Source organism: Longilinea arvoryzae (assembly GCF_001050235.1).
Classification (GTDB): domain Bacteria; phylum Chloroflexota; class Anaerolineae; order Anaerolineales; family Anaerolineaceae; genus Longilinea; species Longilinea arvoryzae.
Genome location: NZ_DF967972.1, coordinates 2,569,684 through 2,595,764, shown reverse-complemented (window position 1 = coordinate 2,595,764; position 26,081 = coordinate 2,569,684). Strand labels below are relative to the sequence as shown.

General features: G+C 57.9%; 21 protein-coding genes. 18 read left to right on the top strand and 3 right to left on the bottom strand.

What is annotated here, in order from left to right; translation table 11 throughout:
- From LARV_RS11475 to LARV_RS11390, 18 genes are all read left to right on the top strand, one after another.
- The gene (locus tag LARV_RS11475) at positions 1 to 960 is read left to right on the top strand and encodes an ABC transporter permease (RefSeq protein ID WP_083522515.1); all 960 of its coding nucleotides are present in this window, start codon (positions 1 to 3) and stop codon (positions 958 to 960) included.
- On the top strand, positions 957 to 1,712 hold the full coding sequence (locus LARV_RS11470) for a creatininase family protein (RefSeq protein WP_075073765.1): 756 nt from the start codon (positions 957 to 959) through the stop codon (positions 1,710 to 1,712). The genes LARV_RS11475 and LARV_RS11470 overlap by 4 nt, the downstream gene beginning before the upstream one ends.
- 13 nt (positions 1,713 to 1,725) lie before the next feature.
- Positions 1,726 to 2,916 (top strand): M20 metallopeptidase family protein, encoded by a 1,191-nt coding sequence (locus LARV_RS11465; protein ID WP_172797852.1) that lies wholly within the window; start codon positions 1,726 to 1,728, stop codon positions 2,914 to 2,916.
- A 25-nt stretch (positions 2,917 to 2,941) separates the two neighbouring features.
- Positions 2,942 to 3,826 carry a BMP family protein gene (locus LARV_RS11460; protein WP_075073763.1) on the top strand — a complete coding sequence of 295 codons (885 nt, stop codon included), beginning with the start codon at positions 2,942 to 2,944 and terminating at the stop codon, positions 3,824 to 3,826.
- A 35-nt stretch (positions 3,827 to 3,861) separates the two neighbouring features.
- Entirely contained in the window at positions 3,862 to 5,637 is a 1,776-nt protein-coding gene (locus LARV_RS11455; RefSeq protein ID WP_172797851.1) for an adenine deaminase, read from the top strand.
- An 87-nt stretch (positions 5,638 to 5,724) separates the two neighbouring features.
- A complete protein-coding gene (locus LARV_RS11450) occupies positions 5,725 to 7,116 on the top strand; it encodes an amidohydrolase family protein (RefSeq protein WP_075073761.1) in 1,392 nt (463 codons plus the stop codon).
- Between the two features lie 292 nt (positions 7,117 to 7,408).
- Positions 7,409 to 8,302, top strand: a complete 894-nt coding sequence (locus tag LARV_RS11445; protein ID WP_075073760.1) for a GGDEF domain-containing protein — start codon at positions 7,409 to 7,411, stop codon at positions 8,300 to 8,302.
- Positions 8,303 to 8,363: 61 nt separating this feature from the next.
- Positions 8,364 to 9,005, top strand: a complete 642-nt coding sequence (locus LARV_RS11440) for a sugar transferase (RefSeq protein WP_201785917.1) — start codon at positions 8,364 to 8,366, stop codon at positions 9,003 to 9,005.
- Complete coding sequence (locus LARV_RS11435) at positions 9,002 to 10,225, top strand: glycosyltransferase (protein ID WP_083522514.1); 1,224 nt, start codon at positions 9,002 to 9,004, stop codon at positions 10,223 to 10,225. The genes LARV_RS11440 and LARV_RS11435 overlap by 4 nt, the downstream gene beginning before the upstream one ends.
- Positions 10,226 to 10,304: 79 nt before the next feature.
- Positions 10,305 to 11,375: a diguanylate cyclase domain-containing protein gene (locus LARV_RS11430; RefSeq protein WP_075073758.1), complete on the top strand. Its 1,071-nt coding sequence runs from the start codon at positions 10,305 to 10,307 to the stop codon at positions 11,373 to 11,375.
- Positions 11,376 to 11,441: 66 nt separating this feature from the next.
- Positions 11,442 to 12,896, top strand: a complete 1,455-nt coding sequence (locus LARV_RS11425; protein ID WP_075073757.1) for an O-antigen ligase family protein — start codon at positions 11,442 to 11,444, stop codon at positions 12,894 to 12,896.
- 22 nt (positions 12,897 to 12,918) lie between these two features.
- Positions 12,919 to 14,373, top strand: a complete 1,455-nt coding sequence (locus tag LARV_RS11420; RefSeq protein ID WP_075073756.1) for a lipopolysaccharide biosynthesis protein — start codon at positions 12,919 to 12,921, stop codon at positions 14,371 to 14,373.
- Positions 14,374 to 14,404: 31 nt separating this feature from the next.
- On the top strand, positions 14,405 to 15,520 hold the full coding sequence (locus LARV_RS11415) for a glycosyltransferase (RefSeq protein WP_075073755.1): 1,116 nt from the start codon (positions 14,405 to 14,407) through the stop codon (positions 15,518 to 15,520).
- Positions 15,521 to 15,523: 3 nt separating this feature from the next.
- Positions 15,524 to 16,663, top strand: coding sequence for a glycosyltransferase family 4 protein (locus tag LARV_RS11410; RefSeq protein ID WP_075073754.1), 1,140 nt, complete (start codon positions 15,524 to 15,526; stop codon positions 16,661 to 16,663).
- Positions 16,660 to 17,856 (top strand): glycosyltransferase family 2 protein, encoded by a 1,197-nt coding sequence (locus tag LARV_RS11405; protein ID WP_075073753.1) that lies wholly within the window; start codon positions 16,660 to 16,662, stop codon positions 17,854 to 17,856. The genes LARV_RS11410 and LARV_RS11405 overlap by 4 nt, the downstream gene beginning before the upstream one ends.
- A gap of 1 nt (position 17,857) precedes the next feature.
- On the top strand, positions 17,858 to 19,021 hold the full coding sequence (locus tag LARV_RS11400) for a glycosyltransferase family 4 protein (RefSeq protein ID WP_075073752.1): 1,164 nt from the start codon (positions 17,858 to 17,860) through the stop codon (positions 19,019 to 19,021).
- A 15-nt stretch (positions 19,022 to 19,036) separates the two neighbouring features.
- Positions 19,037 to 21,322, top strand: a complete 2,286-nt coding sequence (locus LARV_RS11395) for a cellulose biosynthesis cyclic di-GMP-binding regulatory protein BcsB (RefSeq protein ID WP_075073751.1) — start codon at positions 19,037 to 19,039, stop codon at positions 21,320 to 21,322.
- A gap of 56 nt (positions 21,323 to 21,378) precedes the next feature.
- Positions 21,379 to 22,395, top strand: coding sequence for a polysaccharide deacetylase family protein (locus LARV_RS11390; RefSeq protein WP_075073750.1), 1,017 nt, complete (start codon positions 21,379 to 21,381; stop codon positions 22,393 to 22,395).
- Positions 22,396 to 22,399: 4 nt separating this feature from the next.
- Here the strand turns inward: LARV_RS11390 and LARV_RS11385 are convergent, their stop codons facing one another.
- Genes LARV_RS11385 through LARV_RS11375 form a run of 3 tightly spaced genes read right to left on the bottom strand, consistent with a single transcriptional unit; the run spans position 22,400 to position 25,861 of the window.
- Positions 22,400 to 23,611, bottom strand: coding sequence for a putative glycoside hydrolase (locus LARV_RS11385; protein ID WP_075073749.1), 1,212 nt, complete (start codon positions 23,609 to 23,611; stop codon positions 22,400 to 22,402).
- A 50-nt stretch (positions 23,612 to 23,661) separates the two neighbouring features.
- Positions 23,662 to 24,852, bottom strand: a complete 1,191-nt coding sequence (gene galK / locus LARV_RS11380) for a galactokinase (RefSeq protein ID WP_075073748.1) — start codon at positions 24,850 to 24,852, stop codon at positions 23,662 to 23,664.
- A complete protein-coding gene (locus tag LARV_RS11375; protein ID WP_075073747.1) occupies positions 24,824 to 25,861 on the bottom strand; it encodes a UDP-glucose--hexose-1-phosphate uridylyltransferase in 1,038 nt (345 codons plus the stop codon). Before LARV_RS11375 ends, galK begins: the two co-directional genes overlap by 29 nt.
- Between the last annotated feature and the right edge of the window lie 220 nt (positions 25,862 to 26,081).

The following is a 26,081-nucleotide window of genomic DNA, read 5'->3' as shown; positions in this document are numbered from 1 at the left end:
ATGTCGTCAATCCTGGATTTTCTGAATTCACCATTGGTAGTGGGTTACTTCTCAGCCGCGATGCGCCTGGCAATCCCAATTATGCTGGCGGCGCTGGGAGGCGTATATAACGAACGCTCGGGAGTCATGAATATCGGTATGGAAGGGATGATGCTGATGGGCAGCCTGGTCGGATTTGTGGTCGGGTTCTATGCCAACAACATCTGGCTTGGAATCCTGGCGGCCGCTGCTTCAGGCGTCATCCTCGGAATCGTCCTGGCGTTCTTTACCGTTACCCTGAGCGCTGATCAGGTCGTCGCTGGAATTGCCATCAATCTTCTCTCCGTCGGCCTCACCAGTTTCCTGTACCGCGTATTCTTCGGCGTCGAAAGCCAGATGGCACATATCAATGCCGCTTATACGACGCCGATTCCCTTTCTGGAAAAAATTCCCATCCTCGGCCCGCTCTTCTTCCAGCAGTCGCCTTTGGTGTACTTCACGTTTGTGCTGATCGCAATCAGCTACATCGTAATCACCCGGACCTCGTGGGGGCTGCAAATCACCGCGGTGGGTGAAAATCCGGAAGCAGCCGAGACCCTGGGAATGAATGTGCAGCGCACGCGGTATATCACCATGATCATCAGCGGAATTCTCTCGGCGATCGGCGGCGCTTTCCTGTCTCTGGTGGCAACCCACTTGTTCCTCGACAATATGACCGCCGGGCGTGGCTACATCGCCCTGGCCATCCTCGTTCTCGGCCGGCGGCATCCGTTGGGAATTTTGCTGGCAGCCCTCATGTTCGGCGGCGCTGACGCCCTCCAGTTACGCGCCCAGACCATGAATATCGGCATTCCCTTCCAATACATGTTGATGCTGCCCTATCTGCTCACCATGATCGTGCTTGCCATCTTTGTGAAGAAAACCGACAACCCGGCAGCACTCGGCGTGCCCTATAACCCCAATCGAGGAGAATCAGAATGATCGACACTCGAGTTGCGACCTGGCCCGAAATCAAGGAATATATCGACCGCCGCGCCGTGGCGATCCTGGCTTTCGGGGCGCAGGAAGAACACGGCCCCCACCTGCCGCTTTCGACCGATACGGTCGAGGCAGGTGGACTTGCGCGGCGCCTGGCCGAAGAACTCGATGCCATGCTGCTGCCTCCCATCCCCTACGGCGATTCCTGGGGAGCGGGCGGGTTTCCGGGTACGGTTTCGATTACCTTTTCGACGATCTACTCCCTGATCATCGATATCGGGAAGAGTCTGAAGTTCAACCACGTCCGAGGTCTGATTGTTGTCAACGGGCATTTTGGAAATCACAACCCGATCGAACTGGCGGCAAGAGAATTGACGGCCCAATCTGATTTCCCGACCATGATGTTGGATTTCCCGGGCCTGGTGGAGATTGCCGGCCAGGTGTTGGAATCGAAGCCCGCTGCGCCGACTTTTTACCACGCCGACGAGTTCGAAACGTCCATGGTGCTTGCTCTGGAACCCACGACCGTTCACATGGATCGAGCCCAGGCGGAGTACCCGGAATTTCCGGTTTCCTACTATTCCGAACCGATTCTCCTGAACACCTTCTGCAAGAGCGGCGTATTCGGAGATCCACGCCCGGCGACCGCCGAAAAAGGAAAGCGGATGTTGGAAATGTTAACCCGGGAAAACCTGAAGATCGCGCGCGCTTTTATCGATCGAATTGACACCAGAGAAAACGGGCTGAAACCCTAGATTGGAAGATCTTGTGACGACTTATTTGGAAGAAGCCAGAGCAATCGAAGATCAAATCATCCAATGGCGACGGGATTTTCACCGCCATCCAGAGTTGCGATTTGAAGAACACCGCACGGCCCGGGTGATCGGCAATATCCTTACCTCCCTGTCCATGCAGGTCCAAACCGGGGTCGGTAAAACCGGGGTGGTTGGAATACTGAAAGGGAACCAGGCCGGGCCGGTCTCATTGATGCGTTTCGATATGGACGCGCTTCCCATTCAGGAAGAGAATGCAGTCGAATATGCCTCGACCGTGCCCGGCGTGATGCACGCCTGCGGACACGACGGCCATACGGCGATCGGGTTGGGAGTGGCGACGCTTCTGGCCCGCCACCGCGACGAGCTGTGTGGGACGGTAAAATTCGTCTTTCAGCCTGCGGAAGAAGGAGCGGGCGGCGCGAAGGCGATGATCGCCGATGGAGTGTTAAAAAATCCTGCGGTCGATATTTCGTTCGGAGTCCACATCCAATCCCAAACCCCTTCGGGGACTTACCTCGTCGGCGACGGCCCGATTTTGGCGGCGGCGGATGAGTTCCGTTGCGTCATCCACGGGAAGGGTGGACACGGCGCCCTTCCGCAGACGACGGTGGATGCTTCCATCGTCGCCGCCCAGGCGATCAACCTGCTCCAGACCATCGTCAGCCGGAACATCGATCCGTTGAAAGTAGGGATTATTAGTATCGGCAGCCTTCATGCAGGCTCCGCCTTCAACGTTATTCCGGAAACGGCCGAAATTACCGGCACGATCCGAACGTATGAGTCAGAAGTCCAGGCTCTGATTCACCAGCGCATGCGTGAAGTCTTCGAGGGCACCGCCCGGTTATTCGGCGCGACGGCCGAATTCGAGGTCAATGAGATCGTTCCGGCTGCGTATAACAACCCCAAAATTTGTGCGAAAGTCCGGCAGATTGCCGCGGATATCGTCGGCCGGGACAATGTCAGTGAAAACCAGTTGGGGACGCCATCGGATGATATTGCCGAGTATTTACGAGCTGCGCCGGGATGCCACTTCATCCTGGGCGGTTCGATCCCCGGCGAAGATCGTCCTCACCACAGCCCACGATTTAACTTCAATGAAAAGGTTTTGCCGTTGGGCGTCGCCCTCTTCTGCGAAGAAGCGATGTATTTCCATCGGAATTGGGATGAGTTCAAGCAGAGTTGAGTTTTACCTGTAAAGAGTCGGAGCCATGGCATTTTCGCATTGCAAGGTCGGTATCGTTTTACTCACCGCGATCGATGACGGCGGCTGGGGAACCGGCGGCTATAACGGCTTAAAGCAGATATGCAGCCAGGTGAATGACGAGCTCCTCGTTCGCGATCGCGTTTCCATCGGCCAGGCGCGGCAGGCCTTTGAGGAGTTATGCCACCAAGGCTGCCGGATCATTTTTGGCCATGGAAGCGAGTTGTCCGAGGCAATCTACCGGACTGCGAAGAAATATCCCAATGTCATGTTCGCGTGCATTAATGGGATGTCCACCGCGAGTAACCTGGCAGCGTTTGAGATGAAGGATGAAGAGGTGGCTTTCCTGGCCGGAGTCCTTGCGGGACGCCTGAGTTCCACGAAGAAGATCGGGTTTATTGGTGGTCAGGGAATCCCCCCGGCTGAACGGCATCGTATCGGGTACCTGAAAGGCGCCTTCACAAAAGGCGTGGAAACCATCTCGACCTATACGGGAGATTTTTTTGATAAAGGCAGGGCGCAAAAAGCCGCCGAAACGCTCATCGACCAGGGTGCTGATATTTTTTATTGTTATTTGAATACCGCCTGGGAAGGTGTCCTGGAAGCCTGCCGCCATGCCAACTGCCGGATGATTGAACCCATCCTGGAAAGATCGGTGCAGGATCCTGTGGTCGTAGCGAGCGCAGTCCAAAACGTCGGAGCCCTCTACATTCAGGCGGTTCAATTATTCGGCAGAGATGGGTTGAAGGGTCAGAGGTATCGGATTGGTTTGGAGGAACCGGAAGTGGAAAGGTTGGTCCTCCACTCGATCTCACAAGATGATACCGCGGAAATCGAAACGACCCGGATTCGGATTCTGAGGCGTGAAATCGAAATTCCAACCCCCTGCTAATTCGTTACATTAACTTCCTTTGGATGGAGACACCTATGTATATTGATCGGAAATTAATCGATACAGCTCTCGAACGGAACCCGGCTGACCTGGTCGTCCTGGGTGGTCGGCTCGTCAATGTTTATACGCATTCGATTTATGACGCGGATGTCGCCGTAACCAATGGCCGCATCGCTGCAATTGGAAAGGTCGATCACTGTATTGGCCCCTCCACGGAGATCATCGATGCAAAAGGTCTCTTCCTGGTTCCCGGCCTCATCGATTCCCATATCCATCCGGAAGTGAGCAAGATTACCCTGACCCGGATGGCCAATGCGATTGTCCCGCGGGGAACCACGAGCCTTATGGCGCCGCTGGACCAGATCGGCGTTGTGACCGGCCTGGAGGGAATGCGGTTTATCCTGGACGAGGTCAAGAAAACCCCTCTGAAAATCTTCCACTCCTCCCCGTCGCGATTACCGTATACCACTCCGGCGTCGACGATCGCGCATAATTTTGGCCCGCAGGAACACCTCATCGCTCAAAAATGGCCGGAAGCCGTGGGAATCTGGGAATATATGGCCAGTTCCATCGAAGACGGAGATCCAAAGGTGCTCGAAGCTGCCGATATTACCTTCGAAAATCGGCTGACGCCCCATGGTCATATGCCGGTGATCTCCGGGCCGGTCGGTTCTGCGTGCGCGGCGGCGGGAACCCGCGACGATCACGAATCCTACACCGCTGAGGAGATGATCGAAAAGCTTCAAAACGGGATTTATGGGTTGATGAGGCGCGGATCTCACAGCGACAACCTTCCGGCTTTAATCCGGGCCGTCACCGAATACCAAATTCCGACCCGCCACCTTGCTTTATGCACGGATGATACAGACTGCATCGATATTACCGAGTTGGGTCTGATCGATTCGCTCGTGCGCTACGTCATCCGCCTGGGCGTCGATCCCATTACCGCAATTCAGATGGGCTCTTTGAACGCAGCCGAAGCCTATCGCGTTGATCATCTCGTGGGTTCTATTACCCCTGGACGGATTGCGGATATTTTGCTGGTGAGCGACCTTACCGCCCTGAAAGTTGAATCGGTCCTTGCCAACGGAAAACTGGTCGCCAAGAACGGGCAAATGCTCCAACCCTTCCCCAGCCCGGAATATCCGTCATTCTTCCTGAAAACGGTGAAGTTGAACCATGCCATCGTCCCCGATGACCTCATCCTGAAAATTGAAAAACCCGCCAGCTCAGCCAAAGTCCTTTGCATCCACCTGGATTTGAATGAAGGACTGCTTTCCCGCAGAAGAGACGTCGTCCTGCCCGTTCGCGATGGCCGCGTCTATTGCGATCCGGATCAAGGGGTCGATTTCGTCTCGGTGACTGAACGCCATACCGGCTCCGGGAAGACAAGCTCAGCTTTTATTTCAGGTTTCAATCTGAAACGGGGGGCAATCGCCACCAGTCTTTCTCCGGATGACGACAACATCATCTGCATCGGAGCGACCGCGGAGGATATGGCTTTCGCGATCAATCATTTACAGGAGATTGGGGGAGGACAGGTTGCGGTCGAGAACGGCCAGGTCCTGGCGGAAATCCCGCTGCCGCTCGGCGGATTGATGGCGGATATCAGCGCCGAAGAGATGGCGGAATCCGAGCGAAAACTGAATGCGGCCGCACGGTATCTGGGCACTCAACTTCAGCGGCCCTTCTTTTTCCTGATCTTCCTTTCGATCACGGCAATTCCGGATTACGCGATGACGGACGAAGGTTTGGTCGAACACTCCAGCCGCTCGGTCATTACTCCCATCCTCGAGCTGATCCAATCATGAGATGTGGAGCGAATTGGACCCATCGTCAGCGGGTTAGTTGTCATTCAATCTGAGTTGTGCTTTACCCAATGAGAGGATAGCGGATCGATGATTGATATCCTGATTAAAAATTGCATGCTGATTACCGTTAACTCAAAGCGGGAGGTTTATCACGATGGAGCCATCGCCATCGACCAGGGCAAAATCGTCGACATCGGATCGACAGCGGATGTCGCGCCGAAGTACGAAGCCCGAACCGTGATCGATGCCAAGGGGTTCGTGGTAATGCCGGGGTTAATCAACGCTCACATGCACCTTCCCCAGGTCATGATGCGCGGCCTCTATGACAACATTGAGGCCATGGACAAATTGAAGAACTACACCTGGCCAATCCAGGGCTGCTATACCGAGGAAGATGCGCTCGTCAGCGCCAAACTTGGGCTTCTCGAAATGATCAAATCCGGGACGACCGCATTCATCAGCACCGGGCTGCACCCAAGGTATGGTATCCCGGCGGTGATCCAGGCCACCATCGACTCGGGCATGCGAGCCGCGATCAGCAAGTATGTCATGGACCTCGGGGGCTATGCGCTGGATAACGGCGCGCTTCACAAAGGGATGCATGAGACGGGCGAAGCCTCAAAAAAGCAGGCGCTTGAGTTGATCGAAGAATGGAATGGGTGCGGAAACGGGCGCATCCAGATCTGGATCTCCCCACGCTCCGTGGGCGGATGTTCGGTCGATCTGTTCCGCTGGGTGTGTGAGACAGCGCGGGAGCATCAGGTCGGGATTACAACGCATTGGTCCGAGGTTCAGAATAATGTCGATTACACCATGGACTCATTCGGTCTGCGGCCGGTGTTCTTCGCTAAGAGTCTGGGGCTGCTGGGTCCCGATGTGACATTCGCGCATGGCATCTATTTCGACGATGCGGAAATCGACCTTCTGGCAAAAACCGGCACGAACATCGCCCACTGCCCGATCTGCAATTCCAAGCTGGCCATGGGTGTGGCGCGCGTGCCTGAAATGCTGAAGGCCGGGGTGAACATCTCGCTCGGAAATGACGGGATGGGTGTAAACAATACCGCCGATCTTTTCCGGGAGATGCGCTCGATGGTGCTGTTACACCGGGCCGTCCAAAACAATCCCCTCTTCCCCGGCAGCGCCGAAGCCATCGAAATGGCGACTCGAAACGGGGCCAGGGCGATGATGATGCAGGATCGGGTTGGTTCCCTCGAAAAAGGCAAACAGGCCGATTTGATCCTGGTCGATCTGAAGCAGCCCCATTTCGTTCCCATCCACGACCCGGTTTCGGAAGTCGTGTGGGCGGCCAACGGGAATGATGTGGATACCGTGATCATCGACGGAAAGATCGTGATGTGGCATCGCACGGTTCTGACCATGGATGAGGATGCCATTCTGGGTGAGGCCGAAGCGATCAAAGACAAGATCTTGAAACAAGCCGGGGTTAAAGCCCAGCATATCTGGGCAATCCGGTAAACAAGCCAATAAATAAAAGCGCAGGCTTTTTCGATAGGGCGGCTGATCCATTGCCGCCCTATCGGGTTAATCAGATCACAATCAAAATCCTGTTTGTTATCTAGGCGATAATCTTAACGGTTTTGATCTTCAATTTGTACAGGTTTTGTAAACCCCTGCCGGTATTCGGCCGGTTAGAATCAGGTTATAATAAGAATGGATCTCGGGGGGATATCGAGTTGATTAGCGAAAATTCACCCGCTTAAAATACCAGACCTCAAGTACCTCATACCCGTATGTTGGAAGTAGCCGCATGCGAACTCTTAAACTTTACCTGGTAGGCCTGCTTCTTTATCTGACCTTTGTTTTCAACCTGGAAAGATTGGAGTGGAAAGCAGGGATCGATGGGGTTGGGATTCACACTTTTGTCTATCTTCTGGTCATCCTGTCGGTATCGGTCATTTTGCTGTTATCCCGCGCCCGCCATTATTCGATCTTTCTGCACCTCTTTTCCTGGTCGTTCGCTTATTTCGCGCTGCGCCTGACTGCTTTCAATGACAGTCCGATTTTTAGCGGAATGGATACCTATGTAACCATTACCGAACTGGCGATTCTGTTGGTAGCCATTGTCATTGCGTACCAATGCGCCCAGCAACTGCACAAGTTCGAGAGCTTCATCGAGGAAGTTTACCTCCCGGCTCGCGACCGGCGGATTCGCCAGCCGCATACCGCCAGGGATGAGATCAATACCGAGTTCATCCGCAGCCGGCGTCACCAGCACCCGCTCACGCTCGTGGCCATCAGTCCGACGGTGAAAACGGATGGGTCTGGTATAAAAATTGCAGTCGACGAGATTCAACGCCACATGGTTAACCGTTTCATCACAGCCAGCGTGGCGAAAATCATCACCACCGAAGCCCGCCGGACCGATATGATCATAAGCCAGAGTGATGAGAATGGCCTCTTCTTTGTCCTGTGTCCTGAGACGAAGGGAGATGATTCGGTCGCCCTGGCGGAACGCATCCGCGCCGCCGCAATGGAACACCTGGGCATCTCCGTCAATTACGGAATTGCTTCGTTTCCGGACGAAGCATTGACCTATGAAGAGCTTGCGAAGCGAGCCGAACAGCACCTACATCTGAACAGCGATCGCACGCAGGCCATCGTTTCCACCCCGCCAGAGGATAAGGGTATTGCCAAATCCTGAAAGGTAAAAAATGAGCGTCATGGTGAACAGGGGGAGAGCCGCCGATTTAACGATAGACTGGTTGAAGGATTTTCCACCCGAAAAACGGTTGATTACAGGCCAGAATTATTACGTCCTCAAGAGGATGCTGGATTTATTGATCGTCATCGTCAGCGCGCCGGTCTGGGCGCCGATTCTCATCGCGACGGCAGTCATCATGAAGATCGATGACCCGACTGCCCCGGTTTTCTTCACGCAGTTGCGTACCGGCAAGGGCGGAAAACGCTTCAAGATGGTTAAATTCCGCACCATGGTGCCAAATGCCGAGGAACTCAAGCAACAATTTGCCTATGCGAATGAATTGAAGTGGCCGGATTTTAAAATTACCAATGATCCCCGCATCACCCCCCTGGGCAGAATCCTGCGCAAGACCAGCCTGGATGAATTGCCCCAGGTGATCAACATCCTCTCCGGAGAAATGAGCCTGGTCGGCCCCCGCCCAACCTCGTTCAGCCCCAAGACCTATGAGCTCTGGCATACGGAAAGGTTGGACATCACTCCCGGATTGACGGGGTTGTGGCAAATCATGGGGCGAGGATCCGTCGAGTTCGACGAACGGTTGCGCTTGGATATCGCCTATATCGAAAGACAATCCATCTGGCTCGATTTCCAGATCCTGTTGCATACCGTCGAAGCAGTTTTTGCCCAAAGGGGAGCGCATTGACGAAAGGGAAGATCGCATACGTCATGTCTCGCTTCCCGCACCTGTCCGAAACGTTCATCCTCAGAGAAATGCTTGAGATGAAACACCTCGGATGGGAGGTTTCCGTTTATCCGTTGATCCGGCAAAGGCAAGCCGTCGTCCATCCACAGGCGCAAGCGTTTCTGGCCCGCGCGAAAGATATGCGGCTCTTTTCCGCGCGGGTGATCCTGGCGAATCTTTCGGAGTTCATTCATCACCCGAGTCTTTACCTCTCCACCGCAGCGCGCGCAATCTGGGGAAACCGGACCAGTCTCAGGTTCCTGCTGCGTGTCTGCGTCATCTTTCCGAAGAGCGTTGCCATGGCCAGGGATATGCGGCGCGAAAGCATCCGGCATGTCCACGCGCATTACGCCACCCACCCGGCGCTGGCCGCCTGGATTATCCATCACCTGACCGGCATCCCGTACAGCGTTACGGTCCACGCGCACGATATCTACGTGGAGAAGGCCATGCTGCCGTGTAAGCTGAAGGATGCGAGCTTCATTTCTTCCATTTCCGAGTTCAATCGCGACTATCTGGTCGATCAGGTCGACCGGGGATTGGACGAAAAAATTCATATCGTGCGCTGCGGCGTGTTGCCTGAAAATTATCAACCGGATCATCGCGTCCGCTCAAGCCAGACCTTCGAACTGATCAACATCGGTTCCCTTCAACCCTACAAAGGCCAGAAGTATCTCATTCAGGCGTGTGCGATCTTACAGAAACGGGGCGTCCCGGTTCACTGCCGCATCATCGGTGGTGGAGAATTGCACAGCGAACTTTTCGCTCAAATCTCCGCAAGCAATCTCGGCGAATGCGTCGAATTGCTGGGCCCCCGGACTCAGGAAGAGGTTGCCGAAATGTTACCCACCGCGGATGTCTACATTCAGCCCAGCATCATCACTTCAAGCGGCAAGATGGAAGGAATTCCCGTGGGGATCATGGAGGCAATGGTCTGCACAGTTCCGGTCGTCGCCACCCTCATTTCCGGCGTACCCGAACTGGTGCAGGATCATTCCACCGGTCTGCTGGTCCCGCCGGAAGATGCCGCCGCGCTGGCCGATGCGATCGAAAAGCTCTACCGCGAACCGGCCTTTGCCTGCGAACTGGCGGCGCATGGCCGGGATCGGGTTTTACAGCAATACAACCTGCACACAAACGTACAGGAATTGTCCTCACTCATCGAGAAATCAATGCTGTGATTTGGGGTCGTTTTCGGGTAATAAATTGCTTTTGTTTGCTTTCATCTAGCTGTCCTCAAGGGTGAAAAGGAAGGGCCACATGGAACTAAAACTTTATTTGCGCATGATCAAACGGGGTTGGTGGATCATCCTGCTGACCATCCTGATCGCGACCAACGTCGCGCTCATTTCCGCCTACTTTACGCCGCCGATTTACCAGGCCTATGCGCGTTTTTCGGTCAGTCCAAGCGCGAACCTGGTTGGAAGCGACCAGGATGTGCTCAACAGCCTGGAAGCGCTGGATAAACGATCGATCATCCAGACCTACGCCGAGTTCCTCAACAGCCAGAGCATCTATGAAGAGACCGTGAAAAACATGGGGTTGAATCCGGCGGATTTGACTCAGTTCACGCGCTCGACCGTCGTCCTGCCGGACGCCAATATCCTCGATTTAACTTTCGAGGGTCCGGATGCCACGCTGGTGGCCATGCTGGCCAACAACACCGGCCAGACTGCCATCAATCACATCCAGCAACTCTATAAGGTCTATGACATCAATCCGCTGGACCCGGCCGTTGTCCCGACCGTGCCGATCAAGCCTCTACCGCTCCGCGACGCAGGGGTTGCCGCGGTGCTGGGACTGGTCCTTGGGCTGGCGTTGGCGATCGTGAGTGAACAGGTCCGCATCCCGTTGGAGTCCTATCGTCTCAAAGCCAGCCTGGATCCGGTCTCCAACGTCTTCACCCGGCGCTATATCCAGCACCGCCTGGGTGAATTGCATTCCCGGGAGGCCACGGAGAAATATTCGCTTGGCTTGATCCGCCTGAACGGGTTGAGCGATCTGATCGACACGCTTCCCGCCAACGTCATCCAGCAATTGCTGCGCCAGGTTACGGCAATTTTCAAGAAGGAATTGCGCGGCAACGATATGATCGGGCGTTGGGACGATACGACTTTCGCGATCGTTTTGCCCAAGACCAGCGAAGAAGCCGCTGCGAGGACGATGGAACGCATCCGCACCACCCTGTGCGCGCCCATCGAACTGGTCAATTACGGCGAGACGATCCAGGTGAGTCCGACAGTATCGGTCTCGTCGTTCCATGATGGTGAATCGGCCCATTATGTGGCCGAACAGGCCGAGTTTGCGCTCGAACGGTCTGGCGCTCATTGATCGGCGTCTGGATCGGGCGCGTCGGACGTCCCGTGTCCTCTTGGCATCCGCGCAGGAGTTAACGTTATGTCACTTACACACTGGGAAACCCCATCACCCAGATGGCTGATCATCCTTTTTGCCATCCTGGCGATCGTGATTGGAGCTTTAGTCGGCATGGCAGTCGGAATCTCTCCGAGCGTCTATCTGCTTTTTGCCGTCACCCTTTTCCTGGTGATCGTATTATTGACCATCGCGAACCTGGAGTTCGGATTGCTGGTGTTTATCGTGCTCACCTATCTGCGCGTGTCAGACATTGCCGTGCACAATTACGGCGCCCCCTCCGTCGCGCGCATCTTCATTGCGATTTTGGTGGGCGCGATTTTTCTGCGTTGGGCAGTCACGGGCCATTTACCGAAGGGCTGGCTAAAACCCGCCGTCCTCGTTCTGGCCTATGCCCTGGTGATCTTCGGCTCGATCCTGTATGCTTCGGATATTGCCAGCGCCGAGGCATCCGCATCCGATTACTGGAAAGACGGTTTGATCACCATCCTGATCGTCGCCTTGATCCAGAAGAAGAGTACTTTCCGATATGTGATCTGGGCGCTGATCCTGGCCGGTATTTTCGTAGCCTCGATCAGCGTGTATCAATATAACACCGGAACGTTCGACAACAATTATTGGGGTTTTGCCGAAGCGCCGCTGCTCAACATCGTCGGCGTGACCGAAGGCAACCGCGTGGCAGGGCCGATTGGCGACCCGAATTTTTACGCCCAGATCCTGGTCGTCCTGGTGCCGCTATGTATCAACCGCATGATTTCTGAAAAGCGGACTCTGTTAAGAATCATCGCCGGCCTGGGCGCGCTGGTCATAACGCTCGCCGTCCTTTACACCTACTCGCGCGGCGGCATCATCGCGCTCGTCTTCGCGCTGATCGCTCTGGCGCTCTACCGGCCGCCACGCCTTCCAATGGTAGGGATCTTCGTGGCCATCGTCGCAGTGGCCCTGCTGTTGATGCCGGACGCGTTCCTGGATCGAATGGGGACGCTCACGAACGTCCTTAGCGGCGAACAGGATACCCGGTCGGAAGTCTCGATTCGCGGGCGCACCAGCGAAATGCTTTCCGCGTGGGACATGTTCATCGATCACCCCATCCTTGGCGTGGGCGCGGACAACTACCCGGTGAACTACCAGACCTACGCGCGCAAGCTGGGCCTGGACAATCGGGCCACGCTGCGTGAGCCCCACAATCTCTTCCTGGAGGTGGCAGCCGAAACCGGCTTGCTGGGGCTGCTCATCTTCGGCTATATCCTGTTTTACATTTTTCAGTGCATCCATCGCGCCCGGCTGGGCTTCGCACAGCTTGGCGACCCTCAGTTCCTGGACCTGATTGGCGCGTTTTCGGCCGGCCTGATCGGCTACCTGACCGCGGCCATGTTCATTCACGGCGCCTACCCGCGCTACTTCTGGCTGTTGGCCGGCATCGCGATGGCGCTCCCCCAGGTCCTCCAGACTCAAAAAGAGGCTTTGATCAAGGAGTAGAACGGACCGCGGACTGGATCCCATGGAAGATACGCAGAAACTGGCGAAAAGCACCCTGAAAGGAACGCTGTGGAACTATACATCTTTTGCCGTTAGCAAAGGATTGACGTTCATCAGCACCTTGATCCTGGCCCGCATCCTGGTCCCGGATGATTTCGGATTGCTTTCGATGGGTCTGATCGCCATCAATTACCTGGATGCCCTCAATGAGATGGGTGTGGGATCGGCCCTGATCTACCAGCAGGGTGATCTAGAGAAAAAATCCAATATTGCCTTTACCATCAGCCTGAGCGTCAACGCCCTTTTGACGCTGCTGGCGTTCCTGTCGGCGCCGGCCATTGGCGCCTTCTTCAACGAGCCCAGGATCATTCCCATCGTTCAGGTGCTGTCGTTTTCATTTGTACTCTCCAGCATCGGCAGCATTCACTCGGTCCGTTTGAAGAAAGAGCTGAACTTCCGCAAGGTCTTTGTACCGGAAATCGGCAGGACCTTTGCGAAAGGTGGAATTTCCATCGTTTGCGCGCTGCTGGGCTGGGGTGTGTGGAGTCTCGTGATCGGGCAGGTTTCCGGTATCCTGGTCTCGAATGTCCTCTACTGGGTGGTGGTGCCCTATCGGCCCAGACTGGCCTGGGACCGCCAGGAGGTGAAAGGACTGCTTGGCTACGGCTCGCAGATCATCCTGGTCGATCTGCTCGGCATGTTCCTGCAAAATATCGACTATCTGATCATCGGCAAGCGCATGGAATCCACCCAACTGGGCTATTACACCATGGCGTTCCGCATCCCGGAACTGGTCATCATCAACATCTGCGTGGTGGTGAGCCGGGCGCTATTTCCGGCTTTCTCCAGGATTCAGAACAACCTGGAGGCTTTACGCAAAGGCTATTTGACCACGCTGCGCTACATCTCGCTGATCACCATCCCCATCGGCCTGGGATTGTTCCTGTTGAGCAAAGAGTTCATTCTGATGTTCTACACGGATAAATGGTCGGCTTCCATCCCGGTGATGCAGTTGCTCTGCCTGTACGCGGTGGTTTACGCGCTCGGCTTCAATGCCGGCGATATCTATAAGGCCACGGGGAAGCCCTGGATTCTGAATGCGATGGGCGCCGCCAAACTGGTGATCTCGGTGCCGATCCTGTGGGCCGCCGCGGGCATCAGCATCTACGCGGTTGCGGCTGCCCAGCTCGCCATCAATATCTTCCTGACGCTGGTGGAACTGCTGGTTGTGGCCTGGATCGTGAAGATCAAGGCCGTTGATATTCTCAAATCCATGCAGCCCGCCATCCTGAGCGGTCTGATCATGTTCATTGGCGTTTATATCCTGAAATCGCAGATGATGGGCCTGCAGGATTGGACCCGGATCATCGCGCTTCCCATCGCGGGGGCGCTGTTATACGGGGTCACCCTGTGGTTGACCCATCGCGATGTGCTGCGTTCGTTCTTCCAGTTGGCGAAAGGCGCGGTGCAAGCATGAGTCTGCCGGAGAGGGATGGGGGTAAACCACAATGATCGGCCGGATAACCCACGTGATCGACTCGTTGGCGATTGGCGGAGCTCAAAAGCTCCTGGTGACCTTCGCCCATGAAGCCCAGCGGCGTTCGCTGCGCTGCGAGGTGATCTGCCTGAGTTCGCCGTCCGGCTCGGCGGTGGAAGCCGAATTAGCGGCCGCGGGGGTGACCCTGACGTATTTCCCCGCCAGACGTTTGTTGGACCTCGGACGCCTGCGGCGGTTGGCGCAATATTTCCGGCAGTCGAAGCCGGATGTCATCCAGACCCATCTGACCTATGCCAACATCGTCGGCGGGTTGGCGGGGTATGGGGCGGGGATCCCGGTTGCGGCGACATTGCATTCGGCAGGCAACGACCGGCGGTATTCCCGGGTGCGCGCCATACTTGAAAGCTGGGTGCTGCGCTGGCTGGATCGCGTGGTCATCGCCGTCGGCGGCCAAACCGAACAGGCGCACCGCCGGCGGCTGGGCAACCAGACCATGCGTGTCGTTTATAACGCGGTGGAAGAGCCGGCCGGGATGACCGAGTCCGAGCGTCAGGCCATCCGCGGCCAATGGCTCAAGGATCCGGAGAGCGTCATTCTCATCTCGGCCGGCCGGTTCTCGACCGTCAAAGCCTACGATGATCTGATCCGGGCCTTCGCCATCGTTCACGCAGCGAACCCACATACGCTGTTGCTGCTGGCCGGGGATGGGGTGATGCGCGCGGATTGGGAAGAATTGGCCATCGAACTGGAGGTTTCCAGAGCGGTGGTCTTCCTGGGGAGGCGCAATGATGTCCCCAGGTTGTTGCGCGCCAGCGATCTGTATGCCAGTTCATCGGTCGTCGAAGGCACCCCGCTCTCGGTTATGGAAGCCATGGCAGCCGGCCTGCCCGTCGTGGCGACCGATGTCGGCGACCTGCACACCCTACTCAATTCGGAGTGCGGCGTACTCGTCCCGCCGCGCGAACCCGAACGTCTGGCTGCTGAGATCACCCGATTGGCAGCCGATCGTCCCGGGAGGCAGCGCATGGGCGAACGGGCCCGGGATTTCGCCGCGTCTCACTTTGGCTGCGCGGCCTGGTTCCAGGAGTTACTGGCAATCTATACGGAAATGCAGGAAACTCGATAAACGATGACACGTGTGGCGATGATCATTCACGGTTATGCCCCCCGAATCGGCGGCGCTGAACGCCAGGTCGGTGCGTTGGCGCCGGCGCTGCGTGGACTGGGGCTGGATGTGAGCGTCCTGACCCGGCGCTTGCCCGGCACCGCCGCGTTCGAGATCATCGATGGGGTGCCTGTTTATCGACTTCCAGCGGCCGGTCCCAAGCCAATCGCCGCGTTGAGTTTCACGCTCTGCGCCCTCGCCCGGCTGCGGAAATTGAATCCCGACCTCATTCACGCGCATGAGTTCATCTCCCCGGCGACCGTGGCGCTGGCCGCGCAGGCGCTGTATCGGACTCCGTTCGTCGTCACCCCCCACCTATCCGGCCCGCAGGGTGACGTGCAAAAGATGGGTCATAAATTCCTGGGAGGCTGGCGCCTGGCGGCCCTGCGCAATTCGTGCGCAGCATTCATTGCCATCAGTTCGGAAATCGACGCCGAGCTGGCATCGGCCGGAATTCCGGCGGAACGGCGGGTGATGATCGGCAACGGCGTCGATCCGGCCCGCTTCATCCCGGTCGATAACGAAACCAAAATTCGCCTGCGCAAGGACCTGGGCCTCCCAACCGAGACTTTGGTGGCCGCTTACGCCGGGCGGCTCGTACCCGTCAAGCGCGTGGATCGGTTGATCGGCATCTGGCCTGCGATACGCCAATCCATCCCCAACGCGCATCTGGCAATCGCCGGTTCGGGTCCACTCGAGGGCGAGTTGAAAGCGCTGGCCGGCGATGGGGTTCAATTTCTGGGCGGCCTGGCCGATGTCCGCCCGGTGATGCAGGCCGCCGATATTCTCGTCCTGCCCTCGGATGCGGAAGGTCTGCCCGTCTCGCTGCTGGAGGCCATGGCCTGCGGATTGCCGTGCGTCGCCACCCGGGTCGGCGGCGTGCCGGAAGCCCTGATCGACGGAGAAACCGGTCTGCTCATCCCCCCCGGCGACCCGGAGAGCCTTGCGGCAGCGATCCTGCGCCTTTTCAAGACTCCCGGGCTGCGCGCGGCTTTGAGTCACAAAGCGCGCGAACGCGTCCTGGAACGCTACTCGCTGCAGGAAATGGCGCTCCGGACCGGGGCGCTGTATCAGGCGGTCTTGAACGGGGAGGCGGTCGGATGAGCGGCATCGGGTTCTGGATCTGCATCGCCCTGATCCTTTACGTCTATCTTGGCTATCCGCTCCTGCTGGCGCTGCTGGCAAGAACAGGCCGGAAGCCGGTATTTCCGCCTGCCGCAGAACCCACGCTCACACTCCTGATCGCCGCATACAACGAGGAAAGCTGTATCGCCAAAAAGCTGGACAACGCGCTCGAAATGGCTTATTCCCGCGAAAAACTCCAGATCCTGGTCGCGGCGGATGGGTCGGATGACCGGACTGCCGATATCGTCCGGCAGTACGCCGCTCAAGGGGTGGAGTTATGCTATCAGCCGGAGCGCCAGGGGAAAATGGCGGCCATCAATCGCGCCCTGGCGTTTACATGGGGGGAAGTGATCGTCTTTTCGGATGCCAATAATTTGTACGAAGCCGATACCCTGCGGGCGTTGGTTGCTCCCTTTGTTTCCGCGCAGGTCGGCGCGGTCAGCGGCGCCAAGCACATCCTAAAGGACGCTGGCCCTTTGAGCAGCTCGGAAGGCCTGTACTGGAAGTACGAAGCCTTCATCAAGCGGCAGGAAACCCGCCTGGGCTCGTGCACCGGTGTCAGCGGAGAGATCTTTGCCATCCGCAAAGCGCTGTTCAAGCCCGCGCCCGGGGGCACCATCAATGACGATTTTTACCTGGCCATGCAGGTCCTGCGTAGCGGTCACCGGGTGGTATTTGCGCCGGATGCCCGATCTTTCGAACGCGTCTCGCTCACGGCGGAAGACGAGATCATCCGCCGCAAACGCATCAACGCCGGGCGTTACCAGGTGCTTCACCGCTGGCGGCAGTTCTTGCCGTTCAAACGCCCGCTGTTGATGTGGCAGATCCTTTCGCACAAGATTTTGCGCCTGTTCGTGCCTTTCTTCATGTTGGGCACGTTCATCGCCAACCTGTACGCGCTGATCTGGCCGCCGGCCGGCATTCCGGCTTCCCTTATGCGGCTGACGCCCCCCTACAATTGGATTCTTTTTGGGCTTCAATTTGCCTTCTACGGCCTGGCGTGGCTCGGCAACCAGGATGCCATGCCCGGGCCGTTGCGAAAGCTGGCTTACCTGCCGGCCTTCCTGGTCAATAGCAATCTGGCTGCTTTACAGGGATTGGTCTATTACCTGGGCGGCAAGGATCGCACCCTCTGGCAGAAAGTTCGCCGGGCCGAAGAAAGGGGCGCCTGAAATGACGGATGCTTCTCCGCGCCTCTTCGTAACCTTGATCGGCGATGTCGACCAAGAACCCTTCGCCCGGGTAAAATACGGCTGCCTGCTCGAATCCCTGCGCAGGGCCTTCCCGATCGAGATCCGGGATGCGACGCTGCGCGGCCTGCCCCGCTTGTTCAATGCGCTGCAGGTATTCAGCCCGGATCGCCGCCTGTGGAAGGAACGCTTCTACCAGAACGTGCCGGCCTTCGAATTACGCTCGGCGTCCGTCGCGCGCGCCCTGCGCGGGCAGGCCGGTCGGGTCGACCTGATTTTTCAGATCGGTGTGCTTTACGATGCCAGCCGGGGAAACACGGGCATTCCGGCTGTGATCTATACCGATTATACGAGTGTGCTTTCAGGGCGCCGGCCCGAACTGGGCCGCAGCCCGCTCACGCCGGAAGAGCGAAAGAGATGGATCCGTCTGGAGCAGGCTGCCTTCCAGCGCGCAGCGCATATCTGCACGCGCAGCGAATTCGTCCGCGCTTCGGTCATCGCCGATTACGGCATTCCACCCGAACGGGTGACGGCCGTGGGTGGGGGCGTCAATATGACTTCATTGCCCGCCCTTTCAAGCCGCGCCGGAACGGCATCCCCCACGGTATTGTTCATCGGCAAGGATTTCTACCGCAAGGGCGGCGACATTCTGCTGCGCGCTTTTGCCAACGTTCAAATGCAACTGCCCGGTGCGCGCCTGGTCATGCTCACGAATGGTCCTCTTCCAGCCGGCCTGGACCTGCGCGGCGTGGAGGTCATTCCGCCGACCTGGGATCGAACGTTCATCCATTCGTTATATCAGAGCGCGGACTGCTTCGTCCTGCCGTCGCGTCTCGAAACCTGGGGGGATGTTCTGCTCGAGGCAATGGCCTTCGGCCTGCCCTGTATCGGCGTGTCGGGCGAGGGCATGGGTGAGATCATCACCGACCCGCAAAACGGTCTGTTGGTTCCCCCTGAAGATGCAACCGCACTGGCCGGCGCGCTCGTCCGGCTGCTCTCGGACGCCAACCTGCGCGCTCGGATGGGCGGCGCAGCCCGCCAGCGCATTGAGAGTCAATTTACCTGGGACCATGTGGTCGCCAGGATTTATCCGATTTTGATGAATGCCATTCAAAGTTCAATTGTTTTAAAGGGGAGGGATGCTTAACCAGCATTGACCATTATGAAGAAACTGTCATTCCTTTTCATCTTGATGCTTGTTATCTCATTGCTGTGTACGCCAGCAAACGTATTCGCCCAGACCGGCGTGCAGCCCACGGCCACGCCGTCCGCCGAAACGCAGACCGCGGTGCAGAATGAGAATACCTACGCCTTCCGCGACTTGGGGTATTCCGACCAGATCCTGAACGGGCCGTACGATTACATTCGCTACCGCTTCAGCCTGCCCAACACCTGGGCGTTGACCGGGGCCACATCGGTGCAGCTCAAGATCAAGAACGTGATGACCTCGACCACACTCAGCGATACAGCCCTGGCGACCGCAACCGGTGCGACGCTGGACATCAGCTTCAACAGTAAGTGGGTCACCACCCTGGTCCTGGATTGGGTCGGCGAACGATCGGTCACCGTTCCGATTCCCGCCGAGGTCTTGAGCTCGCCCACCGGCCAGTACAGTCTGAGCATCTACCTGGACGCCGGAATCGATTGTGAGTTCGAACACCAGACCACGGTGGTAATCTCCGCAGATTCGACCATCGACTTGCGTCACACCATCGTCGACCAGGCCATCGATCTGACCCAGTTCCCGCGTCCGCTTTACCAACCCAACAGACTGGTGGTGAAGACCAATTCACTTTCCACACCGGGCGTGACTCCCGCCGTGCTGGTCACCCCGGACAAACCCTCCGTGGGAGAGCTGCAGGCCGCACTCACGATCAGCGCCGGACTGGCCCATCTGACCGGTGGTATGTTGCCCGTCAGCGTCGTCCCGGTCAGCGCCCTGACTGAGGCGCAGCGGGCCAATTCGCACCTGGTGTTCGTGGGCAAGGGATCCGGTTTTGCGACGCTGAGCGGCATAGCCCTGCCGGCGGCTTTCAACGGCGCGAAATTCAATGCGCCCGGCGCACAGCCCGAGGACGGCGTGATTCAGGCGGTTGTTTCACCCTGGAACGCAATGAACGTTCTCATGGTGATCAGCAGTGAAACCGATGCCGGGCTGATCAAAGCCGCCCAGGCGTTGAGCACAGGCACCCTCCAGACCGGCAATCGCTCCGATCTGGCCGTCGTTTCGCAGATCACCCCAGATCAGGGCGCCGAGGCCGTGCCGGTCGACCGGACCCTGGCCGAATTAGGCTATGCATCGATCCAGATGGGCGGCATGAAGTACAACCCGGTCGATTACATGGATATTTCCTTCTATGTCCCGGCCGGACAGACCATCGATGGAGAAGCCTACGTCGATGTCGTCTTTACCAATTCCTCCCTGCTGAATATGGACCAATCCGGTCTGTCCGTCCTGTTGAACGGGCACACCATCGGCGGCATTGGCTATACGAAGGAAAGCTCGGAAAAGGTCACCACTCAGCGCGTCGTCATCCCGGGCTTCCTCCTTTTACCGGGCACGAACCTGCTCACCATCGAAGCCAACAATCACCCGCTGACCTATTGCTCCGATCTGATGTACCAGAACGCATGGACGACTGTCTTCGACCAAACGTTGATCCACCTGCCGCTCACCCCGGCCACCGCGCAGATCGTCGAATACGCGACATTGGCCAACCTCACATCCACTTTCACCACCTCGCCCAACCTTGACACACTGGCATTCGTGGTCGCCCCGGATTCCAGCGCAGCCGTCGACGCCGCCGCCAAAATTGCCTACCAGTTGGGTGCACACATGAACGGCGACATGGTCGAATTCAACGCCGCCTACGCCGATCAGATCGATGCGGACTACCGCCAGGATCGCGACCTGGTCCTGGTCGGCAAGGCCAGCCAGATTCCGCTGCTCGCTGAACTGGCGGATCAATTGCCGGCCTCCTTTGCGGACGGCAGCAATGTCGCCCAGGAGTCGATCTTCCGGGTGGTCTACCGCCTACCCGAGGATACCTCGATTGGCTACCTCGAATTGACCGCCTCCCCCTGGGGAAAAGGACGCAATATCCTGGCCGTTCTGGGCAGCACCGACGCCGGCCTGCTCGATTCGTCCGGCGCGGTATCCGTTTCCGAACTGAGCAGCAAACTGGGCGGCGACTTCGCCGTGGTGCGGGGTGAGCAAATTCTCACCAGCGACACCCGTCTGGGCGTCGGAACCGGCAACCTCTCGGGCACCCTCATCCCGGAAACCCCTGCTCAGACCCAGGTCCCGGATGCCGCCAGTACCCTGCCCGCCACGACCGTGCCGCTGGCCAGCCAGACCGGCTGGATCCTGCCCGTGGTCGGCATTCTGTCCGGCGTCATCCTGGTGATCATTGTGATCGCCCTGGCCACCTCTAAAAGGAACCGCTGATGAAAACGCCGGGTGCCCAAACCACCCGGCTTCTTTTGCAAAGAGGTGGGTCTGTTATGCCAAAACATCGTTGGAAGAACGCCCTTCTTACCGCCGCTGAAGCCGTTGGAGCCATCGATTTACTGCAGAAGACGGGCCGAGAGGATGGGCAATCCCTTTACGTGCTGGCCTACCACCGTGTCGAAGCGCCCGCCCTCAATCCCTGGCTCGACCCGGCGGATATCAGCGCGACGCCGGCGCAATTTGCCGCCCAACTCGAGTTGCTGGCGTGCCGCTACCACCCGGTGGCGCTCGCGGATGTGCTGGCGGCGCAGCGCGGCGAATACAGCCTGCCGCGCGATGCCGTCCTGCTCACCGTCGACGATGGTTACTCCAACTTCATGGACGAGATCTTTCCCGTCTGTGCCCGGTTTGGCATCCGCCCCCTGCTCTTTCTGGCCACCGGTTGCGTGGGTTCTGGAACCTACTGGTGGGACCAGGTTTACCAGCTCATCCATCACTCCGGCCAGCCGGCGCTGGATACGCCTGCCGGGCGTTTCCCGATCGGCAGCCCGGAGGAAAAGGCTCGCGCGCGGCGCGAGTTGCTCTTTGCGCTCAAACGCATGCCCGGAGACCAGCGCGTGGATTGGATTGGCGCGGCCTATGATCGGTTCGTGCGCCCTTCCGCCAACCCACCCAGGCTGACCCTCAGTTGGGACGAACTACGCGCTTTACGCCAGGCCGGCGTCGACATCGCCCCGCACACCCATTCGCATCCAATTCTGTCCCAGATACCGCTGGAATCGGTGCGCGCCGAGCTACGCACCTCACGGAATTTGATCGAACACGAATTGGGTGAGTGTCCGCCGGTGTTCGCGCTGCCGGATGGCAAGGCCATTTCATATCATCAAGGCGTCATCGACCTGCTTTTTTCGTCGGGCTGTGCCATCGTTTTCAGCATGCTCGATGGCCGCGCCCGCGTCCGGCCCAATTCAGCTCATCTTCTGCTGCCGCGCCTGGGTGTCTGGCAAGGGCTCTCCCTGCCGCACTTCCATTACCGGTTGACGCCGCGCATCGACCGCCCCACGCGCTGAACCTTCATGGAGACGGCTCGATGCCGGCGGTGTGCGCGTTTGGGTCGACCCACACCTGACCCCGCTCAAAATCGCGCACCCAGGTGCTGCCGACCGGGTAACGTGCCCCCAGAGCCGCGCCTAACTGGAGCGAGGTGTTTTCATAGCTCCAGTTTTCATTGTATGCCGCGGCGTTGCTGTAGCGAAAGAAGGCATTTCCATTATTGATCAATAAATACGAGGCAAAAGAATACGTCTCGCGGGCGTGATCGAATTCATCGCCCTGCGAAACGAGCAGGATCTGCTTCCCCCTTGCCTGGGTCTGTTCCGCCAGTTCCAGTTGCGCTTCCCATTCATAAACGTTCGAATACTCTCCATTCCAACCCGCGGCGAAATCCTCGATCATCGCACCGTCCAGATATTGTAAATAGCGAAACCACACCTCTCGATCCTCGAGCGCGATGATGTTGGCGTAGAGCAGCCGTCCCTCCGGCTGGAAGTAGGTCGTGTACAGAAAGCGCAAATTTTCTTCGATGGCCGCCTGGTAGCTGGCGTCATCCGGGTAATCGACCGGCACGCTCCCATACTGGCGCCGTTTCTCGAGGCTGGCCTCGACGTTATCCAGGAATACGCCCTGCCAGCCCAGGTTCTCCTGGCTGTTTCTGGCCCGCTCCAGCCAGTATGCCTGCCAGGCCGGATTCCCCGGATTCATCAGGCGATAACCGTCATCGTTCGAAAGCACGTTCCCTTCCGCATCGCGCAGGAACCAATCCGCGTGCTGCTGGCGCAACTCGCAGAAATCACCGGTTTCTTCGGCGACCTGGTTGTGATTTGGCTGCTCGAGGCATGAACCCGGATCCTGGACCTCGTCAAACAATAAATACTGTAAAATGGGCGCCTCGACGCCCAACCCGCGCAAGGCATCGCGTTCGCGTTCGTCCATGCGCGTCAGGATGAAAAACTGATAGCCATGCGCGATTGCCGCTAGGTTGCCGGAGCGGGGCGGTTTGTAAAACCAGGCCAGGCGCGTTTGCGCCTGAATCGCTGGCGCGTCTTCAGGAGTGGGATCGGGCGCTGCGACCGGCGTTGGAGAAGGCTCGGGAACGGCTGTCTGAGTCGGAGGTTGGGTCGGGACCGGGGAGATTACTGGCGTGGGTATCCGTCCGGTCGACCGGGCGCAGCCAGCCAGCCAGCAGCATAATAAAAACGACGCTATGAATAACCTGAGTCGGCGCATGCTTTAGGGTTTCGGTGGATCGAAATGCAGGGTAGATTTTTTCGTTTTTTTTATTTCACCAAATTTGCGCCGTCCGACGCCCGGGTCAGATAGATCTCCGGATTGAGCCCCGTGGCCTGTCGATATCGCGCTTTCAACTGATCGGCGAAAGTGGTCATTCTGGCGCTTTCCACCAGGTTGACCGTGCAGCCGCCAAATCCGGCTCCGGTCAGGCGCGCGCCCAGGCAGCCCTCCAGTGATTGAGCGATGCTGACCATCGTATCCAGTTCGAAGCTGGAGACTTCATACAGATCGCGCAGGCTGGCGTGACAGGCATTCATCAGCCTACCAAACTGTTCGATGGCCCCCAATTCGAGCGCGATCCGGGCCTGGTTCGTGCGTTCGATCTCTTCCACCACATGGCGCGCTCTCTTCTCGATAACGGGCGGTAATTCAGCTGCCAGGCGATTGAAATCCTGAAGAGCAACATCTCTTAGCGTACGAACGCCCGGTAAGTGACGACTTAACAATTGCACAGCCTGCTCGCATTCGGAACGGCGCTGGTTGTATACGCCACTGGTCAACCTGCGCCGCACGGTTGTATCCGCGATGACGATGGCGACGTTCTCCGGTATGGGAACGGTATTCCAATCCAGCGAACGGCAGTCCAGCAGCAGCAACCGATTTTCCACTCCGCACACCGAAGCGAACTGATCCATGATGCCGCAATTCACGCCCACATACTGGTTTTCGGCTTTTTGGCACACCCGCGCCCGTTCCATCAAGGGCATCGCCCAGCCTGCCAGACGCTGCCAGGTGGTCAGGAAAGCCGTCTCGACCGATGCGGAGGAACTCAAGCCAGCGCCGCGGGGGACGTCTGAACTGAAAACTGCCTGAACGGGCTGGACGGCGACCCCGTGTTTGAGCAGCATCTGCATCACCCCGGCCGGGTACAGACCCCATTCGGGAAGTGGGGAACGGTTGGTTTGTGTCTTGGTCAGGATCGAATCCGGCGTGAACGAGATTTGTTCGGCGAAGTCCGCCGCAATCACCTGGGATGCTTCAGCCCGGGAAGGCGAAAAGGCGACATAGGTCGCGCGCTCGATGGCCGCCGGCATGACGAAACCGTCATTATAGTCGACATGCTCGCCCAACAGGTTGACCCGCCCGGGCGCGCGGGCGATGTGCTCCGGCTCGCTACCGAAACGCTCCTTGAAGTGTTTTTCGATCCGTTCAATCAGCGGTCTGTTGATAGTGGACATCGGGAAGCGATCGCAACCTTTCAGCCGAAGTCTCAGGGGTGATATCGCGCTGCGGCATGGCCAGCATCTCATAACCGACCATAAACTTGCGGATGCTGGCTGAGCGCAGCAGCGGCGGATAGAAATGAGCGTGCAGCACCCATTCCGGATGGGGCTGGCCGTCATTGGGAGCCTGATGAAAACCCATCGAATATGGGAAGGAGATCTCAAATAAATTATCGTACCGAATCGCCAATTGGCGGTAGATTTCGGCCAGGGAGATGATCTCCTCTCCGGTCAGCGACGGCAGGTCGGGCACCGGGCGGTGGGCCGTGATCAGCACCTCGAACGGCCAGACTGCCCAGAACGGAACGATGGCGCTGAAATGTTCGTTCGAAAGGACCATGCGTTCCTTGCGCTGCTGCTCCTCCTGGACATAATCGAGCAACAACGGCCGGTCGTGCCGGCTCAGGTAATCCCTCTGCTCGCCCAGTTCCTTGGCGGGTTCATTGGGGATCGATCCCTGCGCCCAGATCTGGCTGTGCGGGTGCGGATTGGAACACCCCATGATGGCGCCTTTATTCTCGAAGACCTGGACGTGCCGGATGCCGGGCATCCGGCATAAATCGGTGGTCTGTTCACTCCAGGCAGCGATCACCTGCGCGACCTGTTCGACAGAGAGCTGCGGAATCGTCAGATCGTGGCGGGGTGAGAAACACACCACCCGGCAAATGCCCAATTCGGCCTGCGCCTGGAAGAGCGGATGGCTTTCGCCGGGGATCGACCCGGTTTTGGGCACAAGCGCTGAAAAATCGTTGTCGAAAGCAAAGACCCCCGTATAGGACGGATTCTGAACGCCGCCGGCGCGGGTATTCCCCGGGCATAGGTAACAGGTCGGATCGAAAGCCGGCAGGGATTCGCCGGAGGTTTTCTCGATGCGTCCCTTCCAGGGCCGCCGGGTGCGCTGAGGTGAGACCAGTACCCAATCCCCGGTCAAAGGGTTGAAACGCCGGTGAGGGAAATCATACATAGAATCAACCTCCGGACTGACTCATTCACTTCCTCTTTGGCAGAGGAACGAATGCCTCCTTCGCTTCGCTGCCGCAATTCTTCAGAGAGATGCAGACTTCCTACGGAATTCCTTCGGTCGTTACCGGACGAAAAGGGTATATCCGTCGTCGTTCCCTGATTAACCGGCCCAATCGAAATGCGTCCAACGGCATGAAATCGTGACGAGGAAGAATCATCCA